This is a genomic window from Paractinoplanes atraurantiacus, from assembly GCF_900215205.1.
GTDB lineage: Bacteria > Actinomycetota > Actinomycetes > Mycobacteriales > Micromonosporaceae > Actinoplanes > Actinoplanes atraurantiacus.
Genome location: NZ_OBDY01000033.1, coordinates 57,600 through 73,424, shown reverse-complemented (window position 1 = coordinate 73,424; position 15,825 = coordinate 57,600). Strand labels below are relative to the sequence as shown.

17 protein-coding genes are annotated in these 15,825 nt (G+C 70.0%); 8 read left to right on the top strand and 9 right to left on the bottom strand.

Annotated features, from left to right (window positions below):
* The first annotated feature begins 41 nt into the window (after positions 1-41).
* Complete coding sequence (locus CRP55_RS43855; RefSeq protein WP_097327974.1) at positions 42-1,121, top strand: FAD-dependent monooxygenase; 1,080 nt, start codon at positions 42-44, stop codon at positions 1,119-1,121.
* A 433-nt stretch (positions 1,122-1,554) separates the two neighbouring features.
* Here CRP55_RS43855 and CRP55_RS43850 read toward each other — a convergent pair whose 3' ends face one another.
* Positions 1,555-1,953 (bottom strand): VOC family protein, encoded by a 399-nt coding sequence (locus tag CRP55_RS43850; protein ID WP_143235356.1) that lies wholly within the window; start codon positions 1,951-1,953, stop codon positions 1,555-1,557.
* A gap of 54 nt (positions 1,954-2,007) precedes the next feature.
* Between CRP55_RS43850 and CRP55_RS43845 the strand changes: the two genes are divergently transcribed.
* The 3 genes from CRP55_RS43845 (at position 2,008) to CRP55_RS43835 (ending at position 4,782) form a co-directional block, all read left to right on the top strand.
* Positions 2,008-2,421 (top strand): MarR family winged helix-turn-helix transcriptional regulator, encoded by a 414-nt coding sequence (locus CRP55_RS43845; protein WP_245923741.1) that lies wholly within the window; start codon positions 2,008-2,010, stop codon positions 2,419-2,421.
* A 9-nt stretch (positions 2,422-2,430) separates the two neighbouring features.
* Positions 2,431-2,868: an SRPBCC family protein gene (locus tag CRP55_RS43840; protein WP_097327970.1), complete on the top strand. Its 438-nt coding sequence runs from the start codon at positions 2,431-2,433 to the stop codon at positions 2,866-2,868.
* A 69-nt stretch (positions 2,869-2,937) separates the two neighbouring features.
* Complete coding sequence (locus tag CRP55_RS43835) at positions 2,938-4,782, top strand: AMP-dependent synthetase/ligase (RefSeq protein WP_245923740.1); 1,845 nt, start codon at positions 2,938-2,940, stop codon at positions 4,780-4,782.
* Here the strand turns inward: CRP55_RS43835 and CRP55_RS43830 are convergent.
* Positions 4,770-5,429: a type II toxin-antitoxin system Phd/YefM family antitoxin gene (locus tag CRP55_RS43830; RefSeq protein WP_179855606.1), complete on the bottom strand. Its 660-nt coding sequence runs from the start codon at positions 5,427-5,429 to the stop codon at positions 4,770-4,772. The genes CRP55_RS43835 and CRP55_RS43830 overlap by 13 nt on opposite strands.
* 109 nt (positions 5,430-5,538) lie before the next feature.
* Between CRP55_RS43830 and CRP55_RS43825 the strand changes: the two genes are divergently transcribed.
* The 3 genes from CRP55_RS43825 to CRP55_RS43815 all read left to right on the top strand — a co-directional run bounded on the left by CRP55_RS43825 (position 5,539) and on the right by CRP55_RS43815 (position 8,134).
* Positions 5,539-6,084, top strand: a complete 546-nt coding sequence (locus CRP55_RS43825) for a winged helix-turn-helix domain-containing protein (protein ID WP_097327966.1) — start codon at positions 5,539-5,541, stop codon at positions 6,082-6,084.
* On the top strand, positions 6,081-7,298 hold the full coding sequence (locus CRP55_RS43820) for an MFS transporter (protein ID WP_097327964.1): 1,218 nt from the start codon (positions 6,081-6,083) through the stop codon (positions 7,296-7,298). The genes CRP55_RS43825 and CRP55_RS43820 overlap by 4 nt, the downstream gene beginning before the upstream one ends.
* A 284-nt stretch (positions 7,299-7,582) precedes the next feature.
* Positions 7,583-8,134 (top strand): DUF1062 domain-containing protein, encoded by a 552-nt coding sequence (locus tag CRP55_RS43815; protein ID WP_097327962.1) that lies wholly within the window; start codon positions 7,583-7,585, stop codon positions 8,132-8,134.
* Here CRP55_RS43815 and CRP55_RS43810 read toward each other — a convergent pair.
* Positions 8,103-9,128, bottom strand: a complete 1,026-nt coding sequence (locus CRP55_RS43810; RefSeq protein ID WP_097327960.1) for a LacI family DNA-binding transcriptional regulator — start codon at positions 9,126-9,128, stop codon at positions 8,103-8,105. The genes CRP55_RS43815 and CRP55_RS43810 overlap by 32 nt on opposite strands.
* Positions 9,129-9,280: 152 nt before the next feature.
* Between CRP55_RS43810 and CRP55_RS43805 the strand changes: the two genes are divergently transcribed.
* Positions 9,281-10,048: a DnaJ C-terminal domain-containing protein gene (locus CRP55_RS43805; RefSeq protein ID WP_097327959.1), complete on the top strand. Its 768-nt coding sequence runs from the start codon at positions 9,281-9,283 to the stop codon at positions 10,046-10,048.
* Here CRP55_RS43805 and CRP55_RS43800 read toward each other — a convergent pair.
* The 6 genes from CRP55_RS43800 to CRP55_RS43775 are packed head-to-tail and all read right to left on the bottom strand — an operon-like array spanning position 10,022 to position 15,735.
* On the bottom strand, positions 10,022-10,723 hold the full coding sequence (locus CRP55_RS43800) for a GNAT family N-acetyltransferase (protein ID WP_097327958.1): 702 nt from the start codon (positions 10,721-10,723) through the stop codon (positions 10,022-10,024). The two genes, CRP55_RS43805 and CRP55_RS43800, sit on opposite strands and share 27 nt — an antisense overlap.
* Positions 10,720-12,033 (bottom strand): NtaA/DmoA family FMN-dependent monooxygenase, encoded by a 1,314-nt coding sequence (locus CRP55_RS43795; RefSeq protein ID WP_097327956.1) that lies wholly within the window; start codon positions 12,031-12,033, stop codon positions 10,720-10,722. The genes CRP55_RS43800 and CRP55_RS43795 overlap by 4 nt, the downstream gene beginning before the upstream one ends.
* Positions 12,026-13,117 carry an LLM class flavin-dependent oxidoreductase gene (locus CRP55_RS43790; RefSeq protein ID WP_097328055.1) on the bottom strand — a complete coding sequence of 364 codons (1,092 nt, stop codon included), beginning with the start codon at positions 13,115-13,117 and terminating at the stop codon, positions 12,026-12,028. The genes CRP55_RS43795 and CRP55_RS43790 overlap by 8 nt, the downstream gene beginning before the upstream one ends.
* 2 nt (positions 13,118-13,119) lie before the next feature.
* On the bottom strand, positions 13,120-14,091 hold the full coding sequence (locus CRP55_RS43785; protein ID WP_097327955.1) for an ABC transporter substrate-binding protein: 972 nt from the start codon (positions 14,089-14,091) through the stop codon (positions 13,120-13,122).
* 10 nt (positions 14,092-14,101) lie between these two features.
* Positions 14,102-14,830 carry an amino acid ABC transporter ATP-binding protein gene (locus CRP55_RS43780; protein ID WP_097327954.1) on the bottom strand — a complete coding sequence of 243 codons (729 nt, stop codon included), beginning with the start codon at positions 14,828-14,830 and terminating at the stop codon, positions 14,102-14,104.
* The gene (locus tag CRP55_RS43775) at positions 14,827-15,735 is read right to left on the bottom strand and encodes an amino acid ABC transporter permease (RefSeq protein ID WP_245923739.1); all 909 of its coding nucleotides are present in this window, start codon (positions 15,733-15,735) and stop codon (positions 14,827-14,829) included. The genes CRP55_RS43780 and CRP55_RS43775 overlap by 4 nt, the downstream gene beginning before the upstream one ends.
* Positions 15,736-15,825 lie beyond the last annotated feature (90 nt).

Here is a 15,825-nt window from a genome sequence, read left to right as displayed (position 1 = left end):
ACTCGTTGCAAAACCGCACCGAGTGCAGTTAGCGTGAGGTCATGACCGAGCGCAGCGTTCTCATTTCCGGGGCCGGCATAGCGGGCAGCACCCTCGCGTACTGGATGGCCTACCACGGCTGGCGGGTGACCGTGGTCGAGTTGGCGGCCGGCCTGCGGTCGAGCGGCAACCCGGTCGACGTACGCAACAAGGCCGTTGAAGTCGCCTCGAAGATGGGAATCACCGAGGCACTGCGGTCGGCCGCAACCCACGCGACCGGCATGAGGGTGGTCGACGCGTCCGGCCGATCGGTGGCGCGCCTGCCCATGGACTCCGGCACCGAGATCGCCCGAGGCGACCTGGCGGCCATCCTGACCGAGGCCGCCCGCCCGCACGCCACGTTCCTGATGGGCGACACCATCACCGCCCTCGACCAGGACCCCGGCGGCGTGAACGTGACCTTCGCCCAGGCCCCGTCCGCCCGCTTCGACCTGGTGGTCGGCGCCGACGGCCTGCATTCGAGGGTGCGCCGGCTGGCCTTCGGCCCGGAGCGGAACTACGTACACCATCTGGGCCTGTACGTCGCCACGGTCTCCCTGGGCGCTCCATCGTGGAACCCCACGGACGTCCTGCTCTACAACACCCCCGGCCGCCTGCTCTCCGTGCATCCCGGCCGGGGTGAGGCCCTGGCCGCCTTCATCTTCCGGCACCCCGAAACCCCGATCAAAGACCAGGCCAAGTTCGTCGTTTCGGCGTACGAGGGCGCAGGCTGGCGAACGCAAGAACTACTGACCCGCCTGTCCGAAACGGACTTCTACTTCGACGCGGTGAGCCGGGTCGCCCTCCCTTCCTGGACCCAGGGCCGCGTGACTTTGGCCGGCGACGCCGCTTCCTGCGTCTCCCTGTTCGGCGACGGTTCTTCCTTGGCCATGGCCGGCGCCCACACCCTCGCCGCGTCGCTAGCCCTTGAAAGCGACATGGCGGCCGCCCTGCACCGCTACGAGGCCCGCCACCGCGCCCTGACCGACCCGAAACAACGCCACATCACCCGCACGACAGGCCTGCTGGTCCCCCGCACGCGCCCCGGCCTGACCGCCCGCAACGCAGCCGCCCGAGTCTGGTCCTCAGCCCGCGCCGCCTGACATCCTCGTCATGGTGAATGCGCCGCAGAGCACTCCCGGATCTGCGGCGGCTCTCCGGTGTCCGGGTAGTGCCAGGTCGCTTAGAACCGAGCGTGTGTCGGGCCTGGTTGAAGTGTTCGACCCAGATCTGCTGGGCCGACGTCGTCAGCGCATGCCGAGTCGCGTACCGAGCCGGCCGCTGCGCTCCGGCATCCCGCCGGCGGTCCAGACTTGCCGTTGACCAACAGGATTCGCCCGCCGGGCAGGGGTTGCACGAAGGGCGTCCATTCGCGCCGTCGAGCACACTCGCTGCAACGGCTGGACCGGCAGTGCGAGTTCGGAGTTGTCCCGCTCCACCGCTTCCAACGGCGGCGCCCGGTGTGCGCGGAAGCCCCGGCGCCCGTCACGGCGTGCGGCGGGATGAGGTGACGGAGCGCGAGGGTGGAGCTTGACCTTACGGCTGCGCGGTGGGGTCGGAGGAGATCAGCATGACGTTGCCGTCGGGGTCGTCGAGCATGGCGGCGTAGGGGCCTGTGGTTCGGCGTGGGGCCATTCGGCCGTGGTGGCCGGCTGCGGTGAGCTTGTTCCATATCGTGTCCACGGCTGTGTCGTCGCCGACGAAGAACTCCAGGAATTGCTGGTAGCCGTGCTCCGGGCGTACCCACGAAGGGTCGTTGTCCTTGGCGTAGCCCTCGGTCAGGACCAGGGTGACGCCGCTGTCCATGCGGTGGAGGGCGACCGGGCGGCCGGGAACCGGGCCGGGGATGTCCAGGCCCAGAAGGCGGTAGAAGTCGAGGGAACGCTGGAGGTTGCGGACGTCGAGGACGACCATGCCCAGTTGAATCGTATGCATGTGCCTACGGTCTACCTGAGCGTACGACCTGTCAAGGGGTGTAGAAGTGTGTGGGTGGAGCGCGCGGATCTCGGGGCCATGGTGGTGCGGCTCGGCCGTCGGCTGATCGCGATGGAGGAGCCGATCCTGGCCGACCATGGGATCTCCATGTGGGCCTACGTCGCGCTGTCGGGGCTCGAGGACGGGCCGACGCGCACGCAGGCGGCGCTGGCGTCGGCCATCGGCGCCGACAAGACGCGGCTCATTCCGGTGCTCGACGATCTGCAGCGGCGGGGGCTGATCACGCGGGAGGCGGATCCGGCCGACCGCCGCGTACGGCTGCTGGGAATGACCCCCGCCGGGCGCAAGCTGCACGCCGCCGTGCGAGCCGACATCCGGGCGGCCGAGGAGGCGCTGCTGGCGTCCGCCGCCGAGAAGGACCGGGCCGCGTTTCTGGCCGTGCTGGAAGCGCTTGATCAAGGGCGATAGTTTCTCGCCATGATCGAGATTGCGCGGGTCTCCGCCGAGTCGCACATCGCACCGCCCTACTTCCACGAGCGGTGGTGCGACCTCGCCACCCATCAGGAGTGGAGCGCCAGCATGGAGTATCTGCGCCTGGAGGAGCCGCTGGCGGTCGGGGCCCGCGGCGTGTCCAAGCCGAACGACGGCTCGCCGGCGCCGTTCATGGTGACGGCCCTGGAGCCGGGGGCGGTGTACGCGGACACGACCTTCCTTCGGGGCGCGCGGTTGACGGTGCATCACGAGGTTCGCCCCGCCGGGGAGGGCAGCCGGCTGGTCGTGCACGCCTACCTTCAGGGCCGCCGGGCGAGGGTCTGGGCGCGGCGCATGGGCAACGATGTGCAGGAAGCTCTCAGGATCGACCTCGAACGCCTGGTCGCGCTGGCCGAAAGCCATGATCGGGCCGAACGGATGTGACGCAGAACACGTTACCGTGCGTACCCTGTCGGTGATGCCCATCGATCAGTGACGCCGGGAGGTTCCACAGTGAGCACGGCACAGCGCGCCCAGCCCGACGAAATCGCCACTTGGGAACGGATCCAACAGGAAACTCCGGCTTCGGTGGGCGCCCTGCTCCTCGACCGGGTGGCCCGCACGCCGGACGCCGAGGCGTACAAGTGGCCGGCCGGTGGGCGGTGGGAGTCGCAGACGTGGGCCGCCGTCGGGGAGATCGCCACCGAGATCGCCGCCGGGCTGCTCGCGCTGGGCCTGAAGCCCGAGGACCGTGTCTCGATCATGTCGGGCACGCGGGTCGAGTGGATCCACGCCGACCTGGGCATCATGTGCGCGGGCGGCGCCACCACGACGATCTATCCGACGTCGTCGGCCGAGGACGTGAAGCACATCCTGGCCGACTCGCACAGCCACATCGCGATCATCGAGAGCGGTGAGCACCTGCCCAAGGTCCTGTCGCCGGGCACGCTGGTCGAGCACGTCATCCTGATCGACGGGCCGGTGACGGCGGGCGAGTCCCGGGCGATGACCCTCGACGGCCTTCGCGCCCGCGGCCGTGAGCTGCTGGCCGACCGGCCGGACGCGGTCACCCAGGCCACGGCGGCGGTCACCGCCGATCATCTGGCCACGCTGATCTACACGTCGGGCACGACGGGCCGGCCCAAGGGTGTGCGCCTGCCGCACAGCCGCTGGACCTACGAGGCGGCCACGGCCAAGGCGATCGCGCTGATCGAGCCGGACGACCTCGGCTACCTGTGGCTGCCGATGGCCCACTCGTTCGGCAAGGTGCTGCTGGCGGCGCAACTGTCCATCGGCTATCCGACCGCCGTCGACGGCGACCTGACCAAAATCATCGAAAACCTTCCCGTCGTACGGCCGACCGTGATGCCCGCCGTACCCCGGATCTTCGAAAAGGTCCACGCGGGTGTCGTCGCGGCCGTCCACCGCGAGGGCGGCCTGAAGGCGCGCCTGTTCGACTGGGCGATCGGCGTCGGCCGGCGCGCGGTGCGGGCCCGCCGCCGCGGCGAGACCCCGGGCGCGTTGCTGACCCGGCAGTACGCCCTGGCCGACCGCATCGTGCTGAGCAAGGTCCGCGCCCGTTTCGGCGGCCGCATGCGCTACTTCATCTCCGGCGCCGCGCCCCTGTCCAGCGACATCGCCGAGTTCTTCGACGCGATCGGCCTGCCCATCCTCGAAGGGTACGGACTCACCGAGTCGGCCGCCGGCTCCACGATCAACCGCAGCCATCACCTCGAGTACGGCACGGTCGGCCTGCCGCTGCCGGGCACCGAGATCTCGATCGCGGCCGACGGCGAGATCCTCATCAAGGGCCCCGGCGTCATGCAGGGATACCACGGCCTGCCCGACGCGAGCGCCACGATGCTCCAGGACGGCTGGCTGCACACCGGCGACATCGGCGAGATCACCGCCCGCGGCAACATCAAAATCACCGACCGCAAGAAAGACCTGATCAAAACCTCGGGCGGCAAGTACGTGGCCCCGCAGTCCCTGGAGACACGCTTCGCGGCCCTGTGCCCCCTGTCGGCCCGCATAGTCGTGCACGGCGACGGCCGCCAATACATCACGGCCCTGATCGACCTGGACCCCGACGCCACCCGGGCCTGGGCCGCCGAACACGGAGTCCCCGGCGCCACCCACGCCGACATAGTCCGCCACCCCAAGACGGTCGCGGCCATCGACGGTTACGTGACCCAGCTCAACGCCGAGCTCGGCAAGTGGGAGACCATCAAACGCTTCACCATCCTCGAACGGAACCTGACCGTCGAGAACGGCGACCTGACCCCGTCACTGAAGCTCCGCCGCCGCTACGTGGAACACCATAACGCCCACTTGCTCGACAAGCTCTACATCGACTGACCACCCGCCCCTCGGCGGTCGGGGAGGAAGTCGTGGTGCTCCGTGCGGAGCCGGTCGATGCCGGTGTCGGCTCCGCGCGGGCGCAGGTGGTCGATGACGCGCCAGGCGTCGGCCAGCGCCTGTGCGAGGGCAGCCATCTCGGCCGCGTGCCGCCGCTGCTGGGCGGCGCGCACCTCTTCCAGGCGGCGGGCCCACCCGGCGGCGACGGCTTGCGCCCGATCGGGGTCGGACTGCTGCCGCGCGGCCTCGGCCTGCCGGAAGGTCTCGGCATGCCGCCGCTCGGCCTCCGCCCCCGCCTGCCGCTCCGCCTCGGCCCGGCGCCGGGCATCCTCGACCTGGCGGGCGTCTTCGGCCTGCGTTCGGTCGGTCGCGCCCGCGGCGCCGGGTGGATGGAGGGGAGCCGTGCTCGTCCCGTCCGGTGGGCGGCCCGTTGCGCTGCCTGGGCCGGGTGGGTGGCTGGGGGCGTTGCGCTGGTGGGGCAGGGGGAGCGGGACGATCGTGGCCGTCGGGCGGCCGTGGTCGGTGATGGTGACGGGGCGGCCGGTCAGGGACGCCACGCGTACCAGCTGCACGAAGCGGGTGCGCGCCTCGTGCACTGACACCTCGAAGTCGTGGTCGGACGGCGAGAAAGCAGCTGGCTGGGCCATGGGGACATGATGGCCGCGGGGTATGACACTTTTCGTTGGCCTGCGATGCAGAGCTTCTATGCATAAGCCCCTTGTAATTGCGGTGACCGGCTGGCTAGCGTCGGCGTCCATGAGCGAAATGGTGGTCAGCGATTCGGTCCTGATGCGGGTCATGGCCCATCCGTTGCGGATGCGGATCGTCGGGTCGTTGCGGGTGGACGGGCCGGCCACCTCGGCGATCCTGGCCCGGCGGCTCGGCACCGACTCGGGGCAGACCAGTCACCACCTGCGGCTGCTCGCGCGACATGGGTTCGTCGAGGACGCGCCCGAGCTCGGGCGCGGGGCCCACGGGCGGGAACGCTGGTGGAAGGCCGTGCACGAGTCGACCTTGCTCGGCGGCGGCAGCCGGGAGGACGAGGTCGCGGTCGAGCGCGCCTCCCGCGAGGTCTGGGGCGCCTGGATCGAGACCTTCCACGCTCAGGTCGCGCAAGGGCGGTGGAGCCCGGCCTGGCAGGAGGCCAGCGGCGGCTCCGATCAGGTCATCCGGACGACACCGGAAGGGCTCGAGCGGCTCCAGGAACGCATCTGGCAGGCCGTCGAGGAGGCCCGCACCAATGAGCCGGGGGCCGAACAGGTGCTCGTCATCCTGCAGACCTATCCGCATCGTGCGTCATGACGACCTCGCTGTGGCGCAACCGCGAATTCAATCTGCTCTGGACTTCGCAGACGCTTTCCGACCTCGGTGACGGCGTCGCCACCCTGGCTCTGGCCCTGCTCGTTCTCGTGCAGACCGGCGATCCCGTCAGCGCGGGACTCGTCGGCACCCTCGCGTCGGTGGCGCAGCTCGTCTTCCGGCTGCCGGCCGGCATCGTCGTCGACCGTTTCGACCGCCGATTGCTCATGCTGACCTGTGATTCCGTACGGCTGCTGGCCTTCACGGTCTTGACCGTCGCCGTTTTCACCGGCCACGCCTCTCTGCCGCTCATCATCGCGGCGGCGACGATCGACGCGGCTTGCGGGGCCCTTTTCAGTACGGCCGAGGACGCCTCCCTGCGCAGCATCGTGCCGATCGACCAGTTGCCCGACGCGGTCGCGCGCAACGAGGCCCGCTCGTACGGCGCCATGCTGGCCGGCCCTCCTCTCGGCGGCCTTCTCTTCTCCTTCGGGCAGGCCATTCCCTTCCTGGGCAACGCCATCTCCTACCTCTTCTCGCTGCTGATGGTCGGCGCCATTCGCAAGCCGTTGCAGGCACCCCGCGACGAGGACACCCCGGTCAAGCTGAGCGAGGGCATCCGCTTCGTTCTCACCCACCCGTTCCTGCGGATGCTGATGCTCATCGCGGCCCCACTGAACTTCGCGATCGGCGGCGTCATCTTCGCCGTCATCGTGGCCCTGCAACGCGGCGGCACCGCCCCGGCGGTCATCGGCCTCACCGAAACCGTCATCGCCGTGGGCGGCCTGCTCGGCGCCTTGGCCGCGCCCGCCATTCAGCGCCGCCTCGGGCTGCCCGCTCTCGTCCGCACCATCTGCTGGCTCGCCGTCGCCCTGCTGGCCGGCGCCGCCCTGCTCACGTCGAGCATCGCCGCCGCCATACCCCTCGCCTTGACCGTCTTCGTCGGACCCGCCTGCAACGCCGCGCTTTTCGGCTATCAGGCCGCCATCACCCCCGACCATCTCCAGGGCCGCGTCATCAGCGTCATCATGATGGCCGCCACCTCGATGGCGGCCCTCGCACCCGTCGTCGCGGGTTCCCTCGTGGCCGCCTTCGGCGCCCCCGTCGCCATTCTCTTCTTCGCCGGCGCGGTCGCGGTCTCCGCTTTCGGAGCCACTTTCGGTACGGGGTTGAGCACAGCCGGCCGAACGGACCGCGCGCCCGCGCTGACGGAGTAGAAAAACCGTTGGTGCGACCCGGCGCCGCATTGCTAGCGTCGCCGGATCCGGTTGCCGCCGAACGAGGACAGGCCGTTGTACACCAGCTGAGACTTCACCGCGCCGATTGAGCACGCCGTCGCTTCTGCGACCGCGTGAGCTCGGCGCTGGGCTCTGGTACTTCGAGCACTGACATCCCCCGCATCGCCCAGGCGAGAGCGGCGTGCCGTGACACACGGCCCGCCCCTCGTCCCCGAGCCGTGCGCGGAATTCCGCTGTCCTCGCAACAGATCGGTACGTCCACAATGAACACCTGGCTGGTGTGCGCCACAGGCCTTCCCCTCATCCGCCGCCGATGCCTGCGCTGCCCTTCGGCGCTCCATCGCACGTACGGAAAGTTCCGCGTCAACGCGAACCACAAGCTCCTCGACGTCTGGCTCCTGGCCCTGTGCACCCGCTGCGGCGAGACCATCAAGCTGACCGTCCTGGAGCGCGTCAACGTCCGCACCATCGACCCGGCCACCCTGACCCGCTTCCACGACAACGACCCCGCCCTGGCGGCGACGCTGCTCGCCGATCCCGCCCTGCGGCGCCGAAACAACGTCGCCCTCGACTGGGCCGGCGCCTGGACTCTGCACCGGAAGGAGGTCGCGGCCCCCGAGACCGAGGTCCGCTTCACCCAGCGGATCCCGATCCGCTTGACAAGGCTGCTCTCCGTCGGACTGGAGGTTTCCGGTTCGGAGGTGCAGCGACTCATCGCCGACGGCCGCCTGTCGTCGGACCACCGCCTGACCGGGAAGTCGTCCAGCGACTTCAGCTTCACCCTCAGCCCAGGGGAGCTGTCGACTCCCGGGTGATCAGGCGGCAGGGGAGGGTTTCGGTGCCTGAGGCGGGGTTGCCGTCTATGGCGGCGAACAAGCGCTGGGCCGCTCGGCGGCCCAGCTCCTCCAGCTGCATGTCGATGGTGGAGAGGGGCGGGCGGGCGTTGGCCGCCAGCACCTCCCAGTTGTCGAAGCCGATGACGGCCACGCGGGACGGGACGTCCAGGCCTTCCTGGTGCAGGACGTCCAGGACGCCGCGGGCGATCTCGTCCGAGCCGGCGAAGACGGCGTCCACCGACGGGTCCTTCCGCAGCAGCATGCGGGTGGCGCCGCGGCCCCACGCCTCGGACCACATGCCGAACCAGACCTGGTCGCCGGCCAGGGGCAGGCCGGCCTCGGTGAGCCGGGACCGGGCGCCGCGGGCCCTGTCCTGGGCCGCGCCGTACGACGGGTCGCCGGTGATGTGGGCGATCCGCGTGCGGCCGCAGGAGATCAGGTGGTCGACGGCCAGGCGCCCGGCCGCCTCGTTGTCGGTGACCAGGGACAGATCTTCAGGATCGTCGCTTGGTGAGTACGCATAGACGACCGGCACGCCGAGGTCACGGCCCAGCGACGGGCGGCTGTCGGGGCGGGCTCCCACCACTATCAAGCCGTCCACCCGGCGGGAGAGCAGGGCGCGCAGGTGATGTTTCTCCCGGATGGCGTCGCCGCGGGCGTCGCAGAGGAACACCGAGATCTGGTCGGAGCCGAACGCGTCCTCGGCGCCCATCAGGATGGGGATGGAGAAGCGGCCCTCCAGGTCGGAGGTGAGCAGTCCGACCGTGCCCGTGCGGCCGCCGATCAGGGCCTGGGCCAGCGTGTTGGGCGAGAACGAGAGCTGGGCCGCCGCCTCCATGACGCGGCTGCGGGTCTCGGCCTTCACCTGCGGCTGGCCGTTGAGGGCCTTGGAGGCCGTCGCCACCGAGACGCCGGCCAGGCGCGCCACATCGCGCAGCGTGACCGGACGGGCGGTGCCATTAGATGTGACCAACGCCGGGCCTCCTCTCTCGTGAGCCAGTCCATCATGCCCAACTTGCGCCCGGTCACCCCGCTCATCGAACGTGACATACCGAGAACACAGAGTTGACATGAGCCCGCTCAAGCCATAAACCTCTATGGACGCGAGCGCAAGGGGGAGAGCCCGTGCAGACGAAGACGCGCGACTACTACGAGGTGCTCGGAGTGGCCAAGTCGGCCACCCAGGCCGAGATTCAGCGCGCTTACCGGGCACTGGCCCGGCGGTTCCACCCCGATCTGAACAGTGAGACGGGCGCCGAGACCCGCTTCAAGCAGATCACCGAGGCCTACAACATCCTGTCCGACGAGCGGAAAAGGGCGATGTACGACCTCGACCGCGGTCTCGGGGTGTCGACCGGTTCCGCCCAGTTCGGGTGGGGCGCGCGCATGCCGCGCTTCGATGCCGGGGTCCAGGTCCTGGAGATTTCGATCGAGGAGGCGTACGCCGGTGGGCGGCACCCTCTGACGCTGGAGTTCGGCACCGCGGTGCGGGTGGTCGAGGTCGATCTGCCGCCGGGTGTGGTCGACGGGCGGCGTGTTCCGCTGCCGGGCACCGACATGTCGGTGACCGTGCGCGTCGCGCCGCATCCGCGCTACCGCCTTCAGGGCCGCGACGTCTACGTCGATCTGCCGCTGGCGCCGTGGGAGGCCGCCCTGGGTGCCACCGTGCCCGTGGACACCCCGTCCGGCCCCGCGCAGGTGCAGGTGCCGGCGGGGTTGTCCTCGGGCCGCCGGGCCCGTCTGCGGGGCCGGGGTCTGCCCAACCCGGACGGTGTCGACGGTGACCTCTACGCTGAGATCCGGATCGTCATGCCGCCGAAGCTCAGCGCGAGCGACCGCCGCCGCTGGCAGAAACTCGCCAGCAGCTCAGATTTCGACCCGCGCGGCGTATAGGCCGAACGTGGTCCGCCGGCGCAGCCGGAAGCCGATCGACTCGTAGAGGCGGATCGCCGTCGCGTTGGCGGCCGACGTGTGCAGGAACGGTGTCTCGCCGCGCTGCCGGATGCCGTGGGCGACCGCCCGCACGAGCCGGGTGGCCAGGCCCCGCCCGCGGTAGGCGGCGTCCGTGCAGACCGCGCTGATCTCCGTCCAGCCGGGCGGGTGCAGCCGTTCGCCGGCCATGGCGATCAGCTTCCCGCCGTCGCGGATGCCGATGTAGCCGCCCAGTTCGATCGTGCGTGTCCGGAACGGGCCCGGGCGTGTCCGCTCGATCAGGTCGAGGATCTCCGGCACGTCGGCCGCGGTCAGCCGGACCGCCTCCGGCGCCGGCGCGTCCGCGAGGGTGTCGTCGACGAACTGCACGCCGGCCACCTCGTCGATCAGTCGCCAGCCGGGGTGGAAGGCGGGTACCGGGCCGGCCACCGCGATCTCGGCGCCCGGGCCGGTCAGCTCCAGAAGGTCCCGCCAGCCCTTGGGGTCGTTCGGGTCCTCCAGCGCGTGGAACGGGGCCACATCGGGCTCGTAGCGCGCCGCCCGGCCGTGCCGCTCGGCGAATCGGGCGTGCGGGCCGGTCAGCGACTGCCAGGCCGCGTTGTCCAGAACCGAGGTGCCCGGCGAGACCGTGGTCATTCCGGCACCCGCAGACCGAGGTGGTCACGCAGGGTGGGGCCTTCATAGTCCGTACGGAAGACGCCCCTCTCCTGAAGCAGCGGGACCACTTTGCCGGCGAACTCGTCGAGCCCGCCCGGCGTCACGTGCGGCACGAGGATGAAGCCGTCGCTGGCGTCGGCCTGCACGAGTTCATTGATCGAAGTGGCCACGGAGTCAGGTGTGCCGATGAAGTTCTGCCGGCCGGTCACCTCGATGATCAGCTCCCGGATGGAGAGCTTCTCGGCCTCGGCGCGGGCCCGCCACTCGGTGGCCACGGCGATCGGGTCGCGGTGCATCCGCACGCTGGCCCGCCCGCGCGCGATGTGGTTGTCCGACACGTCGGGGTCGACCGACGGCAAGGGGCCGTCCGGGTCGTACGAGCTCAGGTCCCGGTTCCAGAGTTGCTCCAGGAACTTGATCGCGGTGGCCCCGCTGACCTGCTGCCGCCGGACGATCCGTGCCTTCTCCTGCGCCTCGTTCTCGGTGTCGCCCAGTACGAACGTGGCCGCCGGCAGCACCAGGAGCTCGTCACGTTCGCGCCCGTAACGAGGCAGCCGCCCTTTGACGTCGGCGTAGAACGCCTGGCCCTCGGCGAGCGTGCCGTGCCGGCTGAAGATCGCGTCGGCGGTGGCCGCCGCGAACTCGCGCCCCGCGTCCGAGTCGCCGGCCTGCAGGATCACCGGGCGGCCCTGCGGGCTGCGCGGCACGTTGAACCGGCCGGCGATGTCGAAGTGGTCGTCCTTGTGGGCGAACGTGCCGGCCGCCGGGTCACGAAGGAAGTCCTCGGGAGCCGGCACCGAGGCGAACAGCTCCTTGGCGGTTTCGAGGAACTGGGTGGCCCGACTGTAGCGGTCCTGCTCGGCCAGGAAGCCGCCGCGGCGGAAGTTCTCCCCGGTGAAGGCGTCCCACGAGGTCACCACGTTCCAGGCGGCCCGGCCGTCGGAGAGGTGGTCGAGGCTGGCGAACTGCCGGGCCACCTCGTACGGCTCGTTGAACGTCGAGTTGATCGTGCCGGCCAGGCCGAGGTGTGTGGTGACCGCGGCCAGCGCGGCCAGCACGGTGAACGTGTCGGGGCGCCCGACCACGTCCAGGTCGTAGATCTGGCCGCCCTGCTCGCGCAGTCGCAGGCCCTCGGCCAGGAAGAAGAAGTCGAACTTGGCCCGCTCGGCGGTCTGCGCCAGCTTGACGAACGAGGAGAATTCGATGTGGCTGCCGGCCTCGGGGTCGCTCCACACGGTGGTGTTGTTGACGCCGGGGAAGTGCGCGGCGAGGTGGATCTGCTTAGGCAACGGGTGCCTCCTGACGGTAGCGGTTCGCGGGCCGGGTGAGGCCGAGCAGGCCGCGCAGGGTCGACGCCTCGTACTCCTTGCGGAAGGCGCCGCGCTGCCGCAGCTCGGGCACCAGGCCGCGGGTGATGGCCTCGAGGTCGGCCGGCAGCCGGCCCGGCCGCAGCCGGAACCCGGTCAGGCCCGCCTCCTGCCAGGTCAGCAGGAGATCGGCCAGCTGGGACGGGGTGCCGGTGAAGATCGAGGCGTCCGAGGTGTACGGGCTTCCGGCGAGCTCGTCCAGCCGGGCCTTGGCGTCCCTCGCGGCCTGTTCGCTGTCCTCGAGGAACACGACGAGGTCGGCGAACACGTGGGGCAGGGAGGACACCTTGGCCACGATCTGCCGCGCGTCGTCCACGCCGGCCGGGGTGACGTAGACCAGGTCGGCCGAGCCGGTCGCGAAGGCGTACGGGATGTCGGCGTGGGCGAGGGCCGTGACCGGCGGCTGGCCCTGCGGCGGCCGGGGCGTGATGGACGGGCCCTTCACGCTGAAGTACTTGCCGTCGAAGTCGATGTAGTGCAGCTTCTCCCGGTCGATGAACCGGCCGGTGGCGGCGTCGCGGATCTCCGCGTCGTCCTCCCAGCTGTCCCAGAGCCGCCGCACCACCTCGACGAAGTCGGCCGCCTCGTCGAAGTGTTCCTGAATCCCGGGAACCGCCCTTCGCCCGAAATGTGCGGCCTCCTCGGGGCGTGCCGAGAGCTGGACGCGCCAGCCGGCGCGGCCGGTGCTCACGTAGTCGAGCGTGGCGAGCGCCTTGGAGATGTGGAACGGCTCGGTGTGGGTGACAGTCGCGGTCGGCACCAGACCGATGCGCGAGGTCAGCGGGGCGACCCGGGCCGCTATGAGAACGGCGTCGAGGCGGGCTTCGCGGCCGAACGAGTCCTCGATGGTGACGAAGTCCAGGGTGCCGGACTCGGCCTCGCGGACGAGATCGGCCCAGTAGCCGGCGGTGAACAGCTCGGCGGGACGGGCCTCGGCCGTACGCCAGGCGGCGGGGTGCCAGCCGGCGCCGTCGAGCGCGACGGCGAGATGCAGCGGTTGTGCCATGATCACTTACCTTCGATCGGGAGGCCGGGCGGGTTGATCTCGCCGGAGTCCACGGCCTCGTTGGCCAGGTTCCAGCGGTCGAGGATCTTCTTGTAGTCACCCGACTGGATCAGTTCGTCGAGGGCGGCCTTGTACGCCTTCACCAGGCCGTTGTCCTTCTTGGTGGTCAGCGCGATCAGCCCCTGCAGGGACGCGCCGGCGCCGGAATACGTGCCGACGATCTCGGTCTCGCCCGCGCTGGCCACGTGGTAGGCCGACGTCGGGTTCGGGCCGAGGTAGAGGTCGATCGCGCCCGAGCCGAGGGCCAGATAGGTCGCCTGGTTGGTCTGGTAGTACTTGATGTCGACCTTCGGCCGGCCCGCCTTGACGTTCTCCTCGCTCCACTCGACCAGGATCTTCTCCTGGTTGGTGCCGGAGCCCACCGCGACCTTCTTGCCGGCCACGTCGGCCGGGCCGGTGACCTTCAGGCCGGAGCCCTTCTTCGCCTCGAAGGCCAGCTCGTCCTTGCGGTAGGTGACGAAGTCGTACTTCTGCTTGCGCTCCTCGGTGACCGTGATGTTGGAGGCGCCGATGTCGTACTTGCCGCTGTCCAGGCCGATGAACAGGTTCTCCCACGACGTGTTCTGCAGGTCGGGTTCGAGGCCGAGCACGCCGGCGATGGCCACCGCGATGTCGGGCTCGCTGCCGATCAGTGTCTTGTTGTCGTTGGCGGTGAAGGCGAGCGGCGGGAAGCCGGAGCCGGCCGCGCCGACGCCGATCACGAGCTTGCCGCTCGTGCGGACCTTCTCGGGCAGCAGCGCGGCCGCCGCGTCGACCTTGGCCGGGACGATGCGCTGCTGGTCGGGGGTGAGGTTGAGCTTGACGGTGGCGGCGCCTTCGACCGCGGCGGCCGCTTTGGGGGCCTCGTCCGGGGCCGAGCAAGCAGTGAGCCCGGCGACGAGCGCGACGGTGGCGAACAGGGTTCTGCGACGCATGAGGGGGCTCCTAAATGAGAACTTTGGAAAGGAAGGCTCGGGTACGTTCGTGCTGCGGGTTGTCGAGGACCTCGACGGGCGGGCCCTGCTCGACGATGCGGCCGCCGTCGAGGAAGACGATGGTGTCGGCCACCTCGCGGGCGAAGCCGATCTCATGGGTCACCACGACCATCGTGGTGCCGGCCCGGGCCAGGTCACGCATGACGTCGAGGACCTCGCCGACCAGTTCGGGGTCGAGCGCCGACGTCGGCTCGTCGAAGAGCACCAGCTTCGGGTCGAGCGCGAGGGCACGCGCGATCGCGACACGCTGCTGCTGTCCGCCCGACAACTGCCGGGGATACGCCTTCGCCTTGTCGGCCAGGCCCACGCGGTCGAGCAGTTCGAGTGCTCGCCCGGGGTTGCGCCGGGCCTCGCTCACGTTCTCCAGCGCCGTCATGTGCGGGAAGAGGTTGAAGGTCTGGAAGACGAAGCCGATGTTGGCGCGCTGCTTGAGGACGAGACGCTCCGGCAGCTCGTGCAGCTTGTCGCCGTCCTGGCGGTACCCGATGAGCTCGCCGTCGACCCGTACGGTGCCTCGATCGACCTTTTCCAGATGGTTGACGCAGCGCAGCAGGGTGGACTTGCCCGACCCGGAAGGCCCGAGGATCACCGTTACGCTGCCGGCCGGAACGCTGAGGCTGACGTCGCGCAGCACCTCAAGGGAGCCGAAGGACTTGTGGACGCCCCGAATCTCGATCATCGCCGGTACCCCTTGCCGAAGTGGCGCTCGGTGTAGTGCTGAAGGACCGACAGAACCGCGGTGAGGATCACGTACCAGACCGTCGCGACCAGCAGCAGCGGCACGACCCGCCCGTTGCGGCCGTAGATGACCTGCACCTGGTAGAACAGCTCGCCGATGGCCAGCACGTAGACCACCGAGGTGCTCTTGAGCAGGTTGACCAGCTCGTTGGCCGCGTTCGGCAGGATCGCCCGCATGGCCTGCGGCAGCACGATACGGCGGAACTGGCGCAGCCGCGGGATGCCCAGGGCGGCCGCCGCCTCCATCTGGCGCTGGTCGACCGACAGGATGCCGGCCCGGACGATCTCGGCGGCGTACGCGGCCTCGTGCAGGGCCAGGCCGAGCAGGGCGGCGCCGAACGCGCTGACCAGGCTCGAGGTCTCGAAATCGACGAAGCCGGGCCCGAACGGGATGCCGAGCTGCAACCGGTCGTACAGGTAACCGAGGTTGGCCCAGAACAGCAGCTGCACGATCAGCGGGACCGAGCGGAAGACCCAGATGAAGGTCCAGCTGACCGACTTGAGCACCGGGTTCTTCGACAGCCGCATCGGCGCCAGGATGATGCCACCGGCGAAGCCGAGGACCGCACCGGCGAAGGTGAGCTCCAGGGTGATCAGCAGCGCCTGCATCACCGACTCTTCGAAGAAGTAGCCGAAGAAGGTGCTCCAGTCCCAGCCAGGGTTGGTGGCCAGGCCGTGCAGGAACTGGGCGACCAGCACCAGCACGGCCGCCGCGGCGACCCAGCGCCACGGATGGCGGGCCGGAACGATGGTGAGCTCGTCGTGGGCCGGCGGCGCTGCCGGGGTGGGGGGCGGATCGGCGCTCGTGCGACGAACCGCCGCGCGAGCCGAGGACAGAAGACTCACGGCGTGCCTCCGAGTGGGCTTGTTGCCACAGAACGCTAGGTGCGAGTCGGCATTGCCCTCAAGTCCTATCGGCTCTATATGTTTTACGAA